General features: G+C 50.0%; 13 protein-coding genes and 1 pseudogene. 12 read left to right on the plus strand and 2 right to left on the minus strand.

What is annotated here, in order from left to right; genetic code table 11:
* Positions 1-745 precede the first annotated feature (745 nt).
* Together M2133_RS02685 and M2133_RS02690 are read left to right on the plus strand one after the other, a co-directional pair.
* Entirely contained in the window at positions 746-1,660 is a 915-nt protein-coding gene (locus M2133_RS02685) for a ribonuclease Z (protein ID WP_277464426.1), read from the plus strand.
* Positions 1,661-1,744: 84 nt separating this feature from the next.
* Positions 1,745-2,074 carry a T9SS type A sorting domain-containing protein gene (locus M2133_RS02690; RefSeq protein ID WP_277464427.1) on the plus strand — a complete coding sequence of 110 codons (330 nt, stop codon included), beginning with the start codon at positions 1,745-1,747 and terminating at the stop codon, positions 2,072-2,074.
* A 99-nt stretch (positions 2,075-2,173) separates the two neighbouring features.
* Here the strand turns inward: M2133_RS02690 and M2133_RS02695 are convergent, their stop codons facing one another.
* Together M2133_RS02695 and M2133_RS02700 are read right to left on the minus strand one after the other, a co-directional pair.
* On the minus strand, positions 2,174-3,667 hold the full coding sequence (locus M2133_RS02695) for an acetyl-CoA hydrolase/transferase family protein (RefSeq protein ID WP_277464428.1): 1,494 nt from the start codon (positions 3,665-3,667) through the stop codon (positions 2,174-2,176).
* A gap of 73 nt (positions 3,668-3,740) precedes the next feature.
* Positions 3,741-4,190, minus strand: a complete 450-nt coding sequence (locus M2133_RS02700) for a hypothetical protein (RefSeq protein WP_277464429.1) — start codon at positions 4,188-4,190, stop codon at positions 3,741-3,743.
* Between the two features lie 256 nt (positions 4,191-4,446).
* On the opposite strand from M2133_RS02700, the gene miaB reads away from it, so the two are divergent.
* From miaB to crcB, 10 genes and pseudogenes are all read left to right on the plus strand, one after another.
* Positions 4,447-5,817 carry a tRNA (N6-isopentenyl adenosine(37)-C2)-methylthiotransferase MiaB gene (gene miaB / locus M2133_RS02705; RefSeq protein ID WP_277464430.1) on the plus strand — a complete coding sequence of 457 codons (1,371 nt, stop codon included), beginning with the start codon at positions 4,447-4,449 and terminating at the stop codon, positions 5,815-5,817.
* 376 nt (positions 5,818-6,193) lie between these two features.
* Positions 6,194-7,072: a permease-like cell division protein FtsX gene (locus M2133_RS02710; RefSeq protein WP_277464431.1), complete on the plus strand. Its 879-nt coding sequence runs from the start codon at positions 6,194-6,196 to the stop codon at positions 7,070-7,072.
* A gap of 36 nt (positions 7,073-7,108) precedes the next feature.
* Positions 7,109-7,342 carry a DUF3098 domain-containing protein gene (locus M2133_RS02715; RefSeq protein WP_277464432.1) on the plus strand — a complete coding sequence of 78 codons (234 nt, stop codon included), beginning with the start codon at positions 7,109-7,111 and terminating at the stop codon, positions 7,340-7,342.
* Positions 7,339-8,136 carry an undecaprenyl-diphosphate phosphatase gene (locus M2133_RS02720; RefSeq protein WP_277464433.1) on the plus strand — a complete coding sequence of 266 codons (798 nt, stop codon included), beginning with the start codon at positions 7,339-7,341 and terminating at the stop codon, positions 8,134-8,136. The genes M2133_RS02715 and M2133_RS02720 overlap by 4 nt, the downstream gene beginning before the upstream one ends.
* Positions 8,137-8,144: 8 nt before the next feature.
* Positions 8,145-8,852, plus strand: coding sequence for a tRNA pseudouridine(55) synthase TruB (truB, locus tag M2133_RS02725; RefSeq protein WP_277464434.1), 708 nt, complete (start codon positions 8,145-8,147; stop codon positions 8,850-8,852).
* Between the two features lie 20 nt (positions 8,853-8,872).
* Positions 8,873-9,922, plus strand: a complete 1,050-nt coding sequence (queA, locus tag M2133_RS02730; RefSeq protein WP_277464435.1) for a tRNA preQ1(34) S-adenosylmethionine ribosyltransferase-isomerase QueA — start codon at positions 8,873-8,875, stop codon at positions 9,920-9,922.
* Between the two features lies 1 nt (position 9,923).
* A complete protein-coding gene (gene folK / locus M2133_RS02735; protein ID WP_277464436.1) occupies positions 9,924-10,391 on the plus strand; it encodes a 2-amino-4-hydroxy-6-hydroxymethyldihydropteridine diphosphokinase in 468 nt (155 codons plus the stop codon).
* A 171-nt stretch (positions 10,392-10,562) separates the two neighbouring features.
* Positions 10,563-11,627: a winged helix DNA-binding domain-containing protein gene (locus M2133_RS02740; protein WP_277464437.1), complete on the plus strand. Its 1,065-nt coding sequence runs from the start codon at positions 10,563-10,565 to the stop codon at positions 11,625-11,627.
* 86 nt (positions 11,628-11,713) lie between these two features.
* Positions 11,714-12,193 (plus strand): annotated as a pseudogene (msrA, locus tag M2133_RS02745) (peptide-methionine (S)-S-oxide reductase MsrA); the annotation flags it as partial.
* A gap of 5 nt (positions 12,194-12,198) precedes the next feature.
* On the plus strand, positions 12,199-12,573 hold the full coding sequence (gene crcB, locus M2133_RS02750; protein WP_277464438.1) for a fluoride efflux transporter CrcB: 375 nt from the start codon (positions 12,199-12,201) through the stop codon (positions 12,571-12,573).
* Positions 12,574-12,618: the final 45 nt, after the last annotated feature.

Here is a 12,618-nt window from a genome sequence, read left to right on the forward strand (position 1 = left end):
TCTTATATAAATAAAGCTCCCTCTTTTCCCAAAAAAAAGAAGGGAGCTTTTTCATAAAAGGCCGCCGGCCTTTTGGAAAACCCTGCCGGCCTTTTGCAAAACCCTGCCGGCCTTTTGCAAAACTCCGACGGCCTTTTGGAAAACCCTGCCGGCCTTTTCAGTGAAGGAGGCCGCTTTTGTAATCGAATGGCAGATGTTAACAAATGCAAACGGGAAATAGTGGTAAACCGATCATTCCGCACATAGTTTTTCATTTTTTTACTTGCATCATACAGCCGGAACAAACGGATCACCCCGAAGCGACCTTCGGTTCGGAGTGATCCGTAGTACGCCGATAGGATTGATATACAGATATGAAAGAAAATCCTGTATGATGTAAGTAAAAAAACGAAAAACTATGTTTGGAGGCTATTTTGGGGGGTCAGCCCGGAAACAGATAACCCGCGCGACAATTATTCATTGACTCGCGCGGGCATCTTTAGAAAAAGAAACGGCGAAGCTCCCGCCTGGCCGTTTCCACATTTAACCGTTTTAAACAAAAAGAAAAAGTTAGTTAAGGTTCTATATCTTTACACTGCGTTTATCCTTTGTTAAACGCATCGTACACTCACTCTACGTGTTAGAGAAGACAAATATAGACATTCTTTGTGATTTACACTGCTTTTTATGAAGTTTTTTTTTATTCTACCAAAAGAGAGACACTTTTTGTCCGTATCTTTGCTTATAATTTTTTTTACTCCAAATAATGTCTGATTTTAAAATCCATATACTGGGATGCGGCTCCGCCTTACCGACAACCCGCCATTTACCTTCGTCTCAAATCGTCGAACTACGCGACAAACTCTATATGATCGATTGCGGAGAGGGCGCCCAATTGCAGATGCGCCGGATGAGTCTTCGCTTCAGTCGCCTGAATCATATCTTTATCTCCCACCTGCACGGCGACCATTGCTTTGGCCTGCCGGGATTGATCTCCACCCTGGGTATGCTTGGCCGGACAGGCAGCCTGACCATTCATGGGCCCAAGGAAGTGAAAGACTACCTGCAGCCCATATTGGATCAGTTCGCGGCAAACCTGCCTTATAAAGTCTGTTTCCAGGAGATCAATCCGTTCAAACACGCCTTGGTTCTGGAAGACAAATCGCTCCGCGTCTATTCCATTCCGTTGAAACACCGGATCCCCTGCTGCGGTTACCTGTTTGCCGAGAAACAAAAAGAAGCGCATATCATCCGGGAGATGACCGATTTCTATCGCGTGCCGGTAAGCCAGATGAAAAACATCAAAGCCGGAGCAGACTTCACGACACCCGACGGCACGGTGGTGCCCAACAAGCGGTTGACCCGTCCGGCCGAACCCGCCAAGACGTACGCCTACTGCTCGGACACCGCCTTTGCGCCCGAGATCGTTCCCCTGATCAAAGAAATAGACCTCTTATACCACGAAGCCACATTCTGCGAGGAAGACAGCGCGCGCTCCCGGGAGACCAACCACTCGACCGCCCGGCAAGCCGCCGAAATCGCCCGCCAGGCTGAGGTGAAATGCTTGATGATCGGGCACTTCTCTGCCCGCTACAACAATCTCTCCCCCCTATTGAATGAAGCACAGGAGATTTTTCCCACGACATTCCTGGCAAACGAAGGCATGGTGATTGAGGTATAACAAGCTAACTATCCGTGAAATAATCACAAAATATTTCTGTATTAGGGAAATCTTCCTAAATTTGTAACAAATTGGGACGGATAGATGAAGTGTTTACTAATCATAGGGGTGATGTTGCTGGCCTGGGTCAGTAATCCGGTTTTAGCTCAGGAGCAAAAATCGGAGAAGACCGCCACCCCGCCCGCTACCGAACAGAAAAAAGAAGAACCCAAAATCGAGATCTCCGCCTTCGAAAACCGGATCACCGTCAAGAACGCCCCGATCGGCAATACCCTCGAGATCTACAGCATCGTCGGCATCAAGGTTAAAGAGATCAAGATCAAACATCCTTCGGAAGAATACGTCGTAGATATAGCCAAAGGCTATTATATCATACGCATCGGCGAGACGGTGCAGAAGGTAGCCATCCGCTGAAAAAGAAACGATAATCCCTAAGCGATCAAAGAAAAGGCCGGCTGGAAATGCATCCAGCCGGCCTTTTTTATTTCGGGGAACAGCTCTGTTTCTTATACATTATACATTATATGTACTCCAATCCACATTGTGCATATCGCCGCTCTTGGCCAGCTCTTCGTGGAAAGCGAAGCAGCATTTCAGGTTCTGCGGCGTATGGCCTTTGATACCCATATTCAGATATTCGCGCAACAGCGGTTGATAGTCCGGATGTACGCAATTATCGATAATGGTATTCGCCCGTTGGAGCGGTGATTTACCGCGCAGGTCGGCCACACCGTATTCCGTAATAATGATCTTCACCGAGTGTTCGTTATGATCCAGGTGAGACACCATCGGCACAAACGCACTGATCTTTCCGTCTTTCGCCGTCGAAGGCGTTGTAAAGATCGAAAGCATACCGGCGCGGGTGAAGTCGCCCGAACCACCGATACCGTTCATCATACGGGTTCCCGAAACATGGGTAGAGTTGATATTTCCGAAGATATCGGCTTCCAACGCCGTGTTGATCGTCACCAGTCCCAGACGGCGGGCTACCTCCGGATTGTTGGAGATCTCCTGCGGACGAAGCAGGATCTTATCTTTAAAGAAGTCCAGGTTATTGTAGATCTCATCGATCACCTCATTGCTGACGGTCAGTGAACATCCGCTGGCGAATTTCACCCGACCTTGTTTCATCAAGGTGATCACCGCATCCTGAATCACTTCCGTATAGACATTGAATGCCGGGATGTCTTTGTTTTCACCCATGCAAGCCAATACGGCATTGGCCACATTTCCTACCCCACTTTGCAGCGGCACGAATCCTTCCGGCAAACGGCCGGCTTTCATTTCGGCAACAAGGAAGTTAGCCACGTTGCGACCGATAGCCATCGTCACATCGTCGATCGGAGCAAACGGACTGCCTTCGTTCGGTTTGTCTGTTTCAACCACCACAATCTTCGCCGGATCGACTTTGATATACGGGTTACCGATCTTATCGGAAGGAGTGTATACCGGAATTTCCCGACGGTAAGGAGGATCCGCCGGCTCATAGATATCATGCATACCGCGAATTTCTTTCGGATGCTTCTTGTTCAACTCCACAATCACCAGATCAGCCAGGCGGCAGATCGTCGGCGCGATACCCACCCCGCAGGTCGGTACGATCTCTCCGTCTTCCGTCACATCGGATGCTTCCACGATAGCCACATCGACTTTACCCAGGAAGCCATAACGCAGGTTCTGCGCCAGTTCGGAAAGATGCAGGTCGAAATACTGTGTTTCCCGCGCATTCAAAAGAGCACGCAAGTCTTTGTTTGATTGGTAAGGCGTACGGAATTTGATCGCTTTGGCACGTGCCAGGGCGCCGTCGAGCGAATCACCGGAAGAGGCGCCGGTAAACATTCCGATCTGGAAAGGATTACCCTTCGCATGCTCTTCTTCTGCTCTTTTAGCCAGAGCGGTTGACACCACTTTCGGACATCCGGCCGGAGTAAATCCGCCAAATCCGACATTTTGATCATGATGAATCAATTGGGCAGCTTCTTCAGCTGTCATAAATTTTAAAGCCATGATATCGATTTTGTTTATAGATAGTTTATTCTCTTTTAAAATTTTGGCGCAAAGGTATTAAAAAGAAATTAGATTAGTACTTACGATTCAGTATTTCAGCATAGATAACAGCTTTTCTTAACGATTCGGGTTCGTTGAAATCGGCGGCCGTCACCAAAGGCGCGGCGGCAGTTTCTTCTTCCGACAAACCACCCATCGGCGTTTGCTGGCGGATCTTCCGTTCAATCTCGCTTTCGCCCGTCAGGAAAGGAGTAGCCTGGGGCTTGGGGGTGGGTTTGGGTTTAGATACCGTTTTCTGAACCTTCGGCTTCGCTTCCACGACGGTCGTTTTCTCGACCCAGTCGGTGAAATCGTCCCAGAAATCACGGTCGGATGCCGTCTGCGGCGTGACGACCTCAGGAGGTGGGGGCGCTTGTTTCTTCGCTTCTTCCTCTACTTTCTTCTTCTTACCGGAGGTGAGCAAACTGCTCAGTCCGATAACGCCCAATACAAGAATATAAATCCAATCGCCTAAGTTCTCCATAAGTTTGATTACTTTTGCAGTTCAAAAATGTAGTCCAAAAATAGGTATAATAATCGGGAAATGAAACAAACGAGGGGTATAAAAGTAAATAAGGGTAACTTCACAGCCACCCTTATTCGATTTAACCAAAACCTTAACTATGAAAAAATTTACGTTTTTCGTATGCAAATATAACACGCAGTTTTGATACTTGCAAGCTTTTTGCAAAAAAAATGCCGAAAATCGGTCAAGTTTATAATTTATTAATAATTGAGTAATGAAAAGACAAAGCGATGGGACTGACTTAAAATCAGTATCCGGCTCAAAAGAAAAGTTCTTATACATTGAGACTTATGGCTGCCAGATGAATGTAGCCGACACAGAAGTGGTAGCTTCCATCATGCAGATGCACGACTACCAAACAACAGAAAAAATCGAAGAGGCAGATGCCATATTCGTCAATACCTGCTCCGTACGCGACAATGCCGAGCAAAAAGTATACGGCCGTTTGCAGTATTTCCAATCGTTGCGCAAGAAAAAACGTGCGTTGATCATCGGCGTACTGGGTTGCATGGCGGAAAGGGTGAAAGAAAACCTGATCCGGGAACACGGTGTAGACCTGGTGGTCGGGCCCGATTCATACCTGGACCTGCCGAATCTCGTCGGCGCTGTCGAGCAAGGCGAGAAAGCCATCAACGTAGAATTGTCCACCCAGGAGACCTACAAAGACGTGATCCCTTTGAAGATCGGTGGCGTACATATCTCCGGATTCATCTCGATCATGCGCGGGTGTAATAATTTCTGTACCTATTGCATCGTCCCCTACACCCGGGGACGCGAACGCAGCCGCGACATCGAAAGCATCCTCAACGAAGTGCGCGATATGCGCGACAAAGGATTCAAAGAAGTCACCCTCCTGGGGCAAAACGTCAACTCCTACCTGTTCGAACAGGGCGAAGAGCGGATCGACTTCCCCCGCCTGTTGGAAAAGGTCGCGCAGGAAGCGCCCGGGATGCGCGTGCGTTTCACCACCTCACACCCCAAAGACATGAGCGACGATACATTATATATAATAGCCAAGTATCCGAACATCTGCCGCCACATCCACCTGCCCGCCCAATCGGGCAGCAACCGGATCCTGAAAACGATGAACCGCAAGTACACCCGCGAATGGTATCTCGACCGGATCGCAGCTATCCGGAGGATACTGCCCGACTGCGCCATCTCGACCGACCTTTTCTGCGGCTTCCACTCCGAGACCGAAACGGATTTCCAGGATACCCTCTCGCTGATGCGTGAAGTAGGCTATGAAAGCGCCTTTATGTTTAAGTATTCCGAACGCCCGGGCACCTACGCCGCCCAGCACCTGCCCGACGATGTGCCGGAAGAAGAGAAAATTCATCGCCTGCAGCAGATGATCGACCTGCAAAACCAACTCTCCGACGCCAGCAACCAGCGGGATATCGGCAAAACGTTCGACGTCTTGATCGAAGGATTCTCCAAACGCTCCCGCGAGCAACTGTTCGGCCGCACGGGACAAAACAAAGTGGTGATCTTCGACAAACGCGACTATAAGGTCGGGCAAACCATCCCGGTGCGCATCACGCACGCCTCTTCGGCTACGCTCTTCGGCCAACCGGTCGACTGACAGGAGAGAGAGAATTGTAATGGCTTAAAAATAAGACATTAACATCCCCTTCAAAAACTACCGGAAGTTTGCGAACGAACTACCGGTAGTTTGCCGACAAACTACCGGTAGTTTGTGCACAAACTACCGGTAGTTTTTCACCCCCGATTCAGAGAAATCATAAGAAACAGCAAATCAACCTATTACAAGAAACAGATATAGTTCCCTCCGGTTCGGATTCCGAGAGGGGCGAACGGTCCATTTCGTTCACAAGGTTAAAGAACGCTAAATGAATAGAGCATTTCCCGAATTATTTGTTCCTTTGCAGGGAAATTGGGAGAGGTGTGCACTTTTGCGTGCCTGTCCCTTTATTTAACTCTAATTTAGCAAGCGTTTGATGGCAGAAAATAGAAAGGTTAGCTCTGTTTCGTTCTTCAATTCCCGACTTACTTCTATTATCAGTATAGCCCTGGTGCTGTTTCTGCTGGGATTGATACTTCTGATGGGGCTGTTGGGCAATAAATTATCGGAATACGTCAAAGAGAACATTGCCTTTTCCATTGTGTTGAAAGAGAATCAGAAAGAAGCGGACATCAAACAGATGCAAAAAAAGCTGGACGCCCAAGCTTATATCAAATCCACCGAATACATTTCCAAAGAGCAGGCAGCCAAAGAATTGGAAGAAGAACTGGGCGAGAACCCGGAGACGTTTCTGGGCTTCAATCCGTTGCAAGCCTCGATCGAGGTGAAGCTCCATTCCGAATACGCCAATCCGGACAGCCTCAAACGGATCGAGCGGGAGATCATGTCGTACACCTCGGTCTCCGATCTGTTGTATCGCAAAGACATGATGGAGATGGTGCACACGAATATCACGCGTGTCGGCTTGATCCTGTTGATCCTGGCGGTGGTGCTTATGGTGATTTCTTTTGTATTGATCAGTAATACGATCCGTTTACTGATCTACTCCAAACGCTTTTTGATCCACACGATGAAACTCGTGGGCGCGACTCCCGGCTTTATCCGGCGTCCGTTCATCGGGTATAATGTGGTCAGTGGAATTATGGCGGCCGTATTGGCAATTTTATTGTTGACCGGCGCGTTATATTATCTGCAGACCGAACTGGAAGGATTTATCCGGATCCTGGATATGCAGACCCTGTTGTTGGTCTATGCCGGGGTATTGGTCTTGGGCATCGCCCTTTCGGTTTCGGCCACCGTCCTGGCGGTGAACCGCTATTTGCGGATGCGGGGGGATGAGATGTATTATGTTTGAGAAGATAGAAGTTAGAAGATAGAAGATAGAAGAGATATGAGAAAAGATTTTGCTTTCGGGAAAGAGAATTTCATATGGATAGGGATTGCGGTAGCCGTGATCATTATCGGATTTGTATTGATGAGCGGAGGCGGCTCGGAAGACGGTGTTTCCTTTAATCCGGAGATATTCAGTGCGCGCCGGATCGTGGTGGCTCCGATAGTTACGTTTATCGGTTTCGCCTTGATGGTTGTCGGCATCCTGAAAAAAAGTAAAGATAAAGCGGAATGAGTTGGTTGGAAGCCCTGTTTCTGGGGATACTGCAAGGACTAACGGAATTCCTTCCGGTCAGCAGCAGCGGACACCTGACCATCGGCAGTGTGTTGTTCGGCATGAGTGGCGAAGAAAACCTGACGTTTGCCATTGTCGTGCATACGGCAACCGTATTCAGCACGATCGTTGTTCTGTGGCATGAGGTGGCCGGCCTGTTCAAAGGCTTTTTCAGTTTCAAATGGAACGAAGAGACGCAGACGGTTTGCAAGATCCTCTTGTCGATGATCCCGGTGGGCATTGTCGGCTTGTTCTTCAAAGATCAGGTCGAACAGCTTTTCGGCAGCGGCTTGTTGTTGGTCGGCTGTATGTTGCTCTTGACGGCGGCCTTATTGGCTTTTTCCTATTATGCCAAGCCCCGGCAGAAAGAGAATCTATCGTTTAAGGATGCTTTTATCATCGGCCTGGCGCAAGCGTGTGCCGTCCTGCCCGGCTTATCGCGCTCGGGTTCGACCATCGCCACCGGCTTATTGTTGGGCAACAAGAAAGAGCAGGTAGCCAAATTCTCTTTTTTGATGGTGATCATACCGATTCTGGGCGAAGGATTTCTGGACCTGATCAAAGGGGGATTCTCTCCGGCTGCATCCGGGATATCCTATACGGCTTTGACCGTTGGTTTCCTGGCGGCATTCATTTCCGGATCGGTGGCCTGCAAGTGGATGATCAATCTGGTGAAAAAAGGAAAAATGATCTATTTCGCCTATTACTGCCTGGCGGTAGGTTTGATTACAATAACCTATGCGTTAATTAATTAAAGAAGTTAATGGATTTCATAACAGGAGAGGTTCTCTTTTTAAACAAACCCTACGGATGGACCTCGTTTGATTTGGTAAATAAATTCCGCTATAAACTATCGCGGAAACTGGATATAAAAAAGATCAAAGTCGGACATGCCGGGACGTTGGATCCGCTGGCTACCGGTGTGATGATCTTGTGTACGGGCAAAGCGACGAAGCGTATTGATGAGTTTCAATACCAGACCAAAGAGTATGTAGCCACCCTGAAGCTGGGCGCGACTACCCCCTCTTTCGACCTGGAACGGGAAGTTGACGCCACCTACCCCACCGATCATATCACGGAGGAGGAAGTCAGAAGGGTTATTCAGACCTTTACCGGCACGATCGAACAGGTGCCACCCGCTTTTTCGGCCTGTAAGGTGGACGGCAAAAGAGCCTATAAGCTGGCGCGCAAAGGTCGGGAAGTGGAACTGAAGCCGAAGATCCTGGTGATCGATGAGATCGAATTGTTGACGTGTGATCTTCCGGTGATAACGATACGGGTGGTATGCAGCAAAGGCACCTATATCCGCGCTTTGGCCCGCGATATCGGTCTGGCGTTGCAATCGGGTGCACACCTGATCGGATTGGAGCGCACCCGGATCGGGGATATCACGTTAGATCAATGTATGTCGACCGATGATATCGATGCGTTTCTGGAGGCTAACGTTCCCGCGCCTTCAATTAATAATTAACAATTAATAATTAGCACAACATGAAGCTTTCTAAATTCAAATTTGATCTGCCGTCGGAACTCATCGCCTTGCATCCGACGAAAAACAGGGATGAATCGCGGATGATGGTCATCGACCGGAAGACAGGCGAGATCACCCATCGCAAGTTTAAGGATGTCCTGGAGTATTTCAACGCCGGAGATGTGTTTATCTTCAACAACACCAAAGTATTTCCCGCCCGTCTCTACGGCAACAAAGAAAAGACCGGGGCGCGTATCGAGGTATTCCTGTTGCGCGAACTGAATCCCGACCTGCGTCTGTGGGATGTATTGGTCGATCCGGCGCGTAAGATCCGTATCGGCAACAAACTTTATTTCGGGGAAGACGACTCGATGGTGGCCGAAGTGATCGATAACACCACTTCCCGCGGACGCACCTTGCGTTTCCTCTACGACGGCAATCACGACGAATTCAAGAAGTCTTTATACGCATTGGGTGAAACGCCACTGCCGAAATATATCGAGCGTCCCGTCGAAGAAGAAGACGAAGAACGCTACCAGAATATCTTTGCCACCGAAGAGGGCGCTGTTGTTGCCCCGGCTGCCGGCCTGCACTTCAGCCGCGAATTGATGAAGCGCCTGGAAATCAAAGATTGCAAATTCGCTTTCCTGACCGTTCACTCCGGCTTGGGCAACTTCCGCGATATCGATGTGGAAGACCTGACGAAACACAAGATGGATTCCGAGCAACTGAATATCAGTGCCGAAGTGGTGAAAACCGTCAACGAAGGCATCGACGGCAGTCACCGCGTATGTGCCGTAGGGACTTCCGTGATGCGCGCCATCGAAACGGCTGTCAGCACGGATGGACACCTGAAAGAGTTTGAAGGCTGGACCAACAAATTCATCTTCCCGCCCTACGACTTCAGCGTGGCCAATACGATGATCACCAACTTCCACCTGCCGCTCTCCACCCTGTTGATGATGACGGCTTCATTCGGCGGATACGACCTGATCATGCACGCCTACAAAGAAGCGGTGAAAGAGGAATATCGCTTTGGCGCTTATGGCGACGCTATGTTAATCATCTAAGATGGCAACGGTTTACATTGGACTGGGATCCAATATAGGAGATAAACGCGGCAACCTCGTCCGGGCTGCCGCTTTATTAGCCGAAAGGGTGGGAGATATTCTCGCCCTTTCGTCTATCTACAAAACCCCACCCTGGGGCTTTCAGTCGGCAAACAGCTTCCGCAACGCGGCACTGATCCAGATCACCCGCCTGACACCGCTGGAGCTGCTCGACGCCACCCGCCTGATCGAGATCGAGATGGGACGCGTGCAAAAAACAGATACGACCTATAACGACCGCATCATCGATATCGATATCCTGATGTACGACGACCTGATCATGCGGAGCGACCGCCTGACCCTTCCCCACCCCCTGATGCACAAACGTCAATTCGTGATGGAGCCCCTGGCCGAGATCGCCCCCGCCGCCATACATCCCGTCTTCCACCAAACGATGGAAGAATTATACGCCCATATCTCCGACTCCTGACCCCGCTTTTTCGACCATCCAACCGGGAAATATAGAAAGCTTGCCGGACAAAATTAGTTAGAGGTACGTCAAAATCAGTTTTGAGGTACCTCATAATTGTTTTTGAGGTACCTCATAATTATTTTAGAGGTACCTCTTACCAAAAAAAGCACTACATTTACGAAAAAAAAGATGGTAAGTTCGGAAATACTTAGGCTGCGTCTCCACAATCAACTGCTGGCGGGAAACAATATGAAAGCGCCCCATGAGATTGTCGCGTATATGGGAGCGATGCAGGCGCAGACATTCGATATGGCGCGCTGGGCGATCGGCGCGCGCCTGCCCGGCATCGTCACCGACCGGCGGGTGATCGAGGCGATCGACAACGCGGAGATCATACGTACGCATATCCTTCGGCCGACCTGGCATTTTGTTGCCGCCGAAGATGTGTATTGGATGGCAGAGCTCTCGCGGCCCCGGTTGCGTCCGGTCTATGCCTCGTATGCCCGGATGATGGGGGTGGATGATCGGATTTTCGAGACACACTGGACGTTTGTCGAACGGATGCTGCGGGATGATAATCATCTGACGCGCCTGGAGCTGGTGGCCCAACTGAATCAGGAGGGCAAAGCGGTCGACGATTACGCCGTGAAGCGGATCCTCGACTTTGCCGAACTGGAAGGCTTGGTCTGCAACGGACGGGTGAGGGGCAACAAACAAACCTTCTGCCTGTTGCAGGAAAGGGCCGCTAAAACACAGGTGCTTAGTAAAGAAGAATCGCTCGAGAAATTGGCGCGAAAGTTCTTCACCAGCCATGCACCGGCGACGCTGGCCGACTTCATCTGGTGGTCCGGCCTCTTGGCTTCGGATGCGAAGAAAGCCTTGGCGCTGATCCAGGATGATTTCGTGACGGAAACCGCCAACGGCCGCACGTTCTATATGAAGAACGATTGGGTGATACCTGCCGCCGGGGAGACCTCCGCCCTGTTGTTGCCCCAGTTCGACGAGATGGTGGTCAGCTACAAAGACCGCTCGGAGATGATCGACGAACAACATTACGGCAAGGTGATGACCAAAAACGGCTTGTTCAGCCCAACGATCATGCTTGATGGCGAGATTATCGGCTCCTGGCGGAAGGTGATGAACAAGAAAAAGCCGGAAGTCGAACTTAACTTCTTCGAGAAAACAAGCAAGCAGAAACAAAACTTGTACAAGAAAGCCCAACAAAACTATCTATATTATCTGACCGGGCAGTAGCGTTTTTTTCTTTCCTTTGTATATTCATTCAAACACAGACAATGACACAGCAGAATAAATCAGAAAACCCCAACAAAGCGATGCAAACGGATACGGCCCTGTTTGCCGGAGGTTGTTTCTGGGGTGTGGAATATTATATGAAACAATTGCCGGGCGTACTCCATGTCGAATCCGGATATATCGGAGGGACGAAAGAACACCCTTCGTACGAAGAGGTGAAAGCCCATACCACCGGCCATGCCGAAGCGGTACGCATCCTGTTCGATCCGGTTCAAACGGATTACGAAACCCTGGCCCGTCATTTCTTCGAGATTCACGACCCGACGCACGTTGATCATCAGGGACCCGATATCGGTGAACAATACCGTTCGGAAGTATTCTATACGTCAACGGAGCAGAAAGTGATCGCAGAGAAACTGATCGACTTGTTGAAAGCCAAAGGATTGAATGTAGCCACCCGCGTAACTGCGGCCACCACCTTCTGGCCTGCCGAAGATTACCATCAAGACTATTATACCCGCAAGGGCACCCTGCCCTACTGCCATGGGTACACCAAACGCTTCTGATCGATATGCTGAAACAACTCCTGTTAGTCGGCCTGGGCGGAGGCATCGGAAGCATGTTCCGCTACCTCGTTTCCCTGTGGGCAGTCCGGCGCCTGGCGACCGACTTCCCCTTGGCCACCTTCCTAGTGAATATCACCGGCTGCCTGTTGATCGGGCTTCTGGTCGGCCTCTCCGCCCGCCACCATTGGCTCGACGCACAGATGAAGCTCCTGTTGATCACCGGCTTCTGCGGCGGCTACACCACCTTTTCGACCTTCTCGCTGGAGAACTGGGCCCTGTTCGAATCCGGCAACTACACCCACCTGACCGCCAACATCGTCGGCAGCGTCCTACTGGGTATCGCCGCCGTCTGGCTCGGCCTGATCTTATCGAAGCTCTGAAGAGCGTATTCTTTCCGCCAAGCGCCATTATCTAAATATTAATTA

The organism is Parabacteroides sp. PF5-6 (assembly GCF_029504695.1).
Classification (GTDB): domain Bacteria; phylum Bacteroidota; class Bacteroidia; order Bacteroidales; family Tannerellaceae; genus QVMG01.

Bases quoted from the DNA above. Each gene is read 5' to 3' on its own strand.
- M2133_RS02685 (WP_277464426.1), top strand. From the start codon at position 746: ATGTCTGATTTTAAAATCCATATACTGGGATGCGGCTCCGCCTTACCG.
- M2133_RS02690 (WP_277464427.1), top strand. From the start codon at position 1,745: ATGAAGTGTTTACTAATCATAGGGGTGATGTTGCTGGCCTGGGTCAGT.
- M2133_RS02695 (WP_277464428.1), bottom strand. From the start codon at position 3,667: ATGGCTTTAAAATTTATGACAGCTGAAGAAGCTGCCCAATTGATTCAT.
- M2133_RS02700 (WP_277464429.1), bottom strand. From the start codon at position 4,190: ATGGAGAACTTAGGCGATTGGATTTATATTCTTGTATTGGGCGTTATC.
- miaB (WP_277464430.1), top strand. From the start codon at position 4,447: ATGAAAAGACAAAGCGATGGGACTGACTTAAAATCAGTATCCGGCTCA.
- M2133_RS02710 (WP_277464431.1), top strand. From the start codon at position 6,194: ATGGCAGAAAATAGAAAGGTTAGCTCTGTTTCGTTCTTCAATTCCCGA.
- M2133_RS02715 (WP_277464432.1), top strand. From the start codon at position 7,109: ATGAGAAAAGATTTTGCTTTCGGGAAAGAGAATTTCATATGGATAGGG.
- M2133_RS02720 (WP_277464433.1), top strand. From the start codon at position 7,339: ATGAGTTGGTTGGAAGCCCTGTTTCTGGGGATACTGCAAGGACTAACG.
- truB (WP_277464434.1), top strand. From the start codon at position 8,145: ATGGATTTCATAACAGGAGAGGTTCTCTTTTTAAACAAACCCTACGGA.
- queA (WP_277464435.1), top strand. From the start codon at position 8,873: ATGAAGCTTTCTAAATTCAAATTTGATCTGCCGTCGGAACTCATCGCC.
- folK (WP_277464436.1), top strand. From the start codon at position 9,924: ATGGCAACGGTTTACATTGGACTGGGATCCAATATAGGAGATAAACGC.
- M2133_RS02740 (WP_277464437.1), top strand. From the start codon at position 10,563: ATGGTAAGTTCGGAAATACTTAGGCTGCGTCTCCACAATCAACTGCTG.
- crcB (WP_277464438.1), top strand. From the start codon at position 12,199: ATGCTGAAACAACTCCTGTTAGTCGGCCTGGGCGGAGGCATCGGAAGC.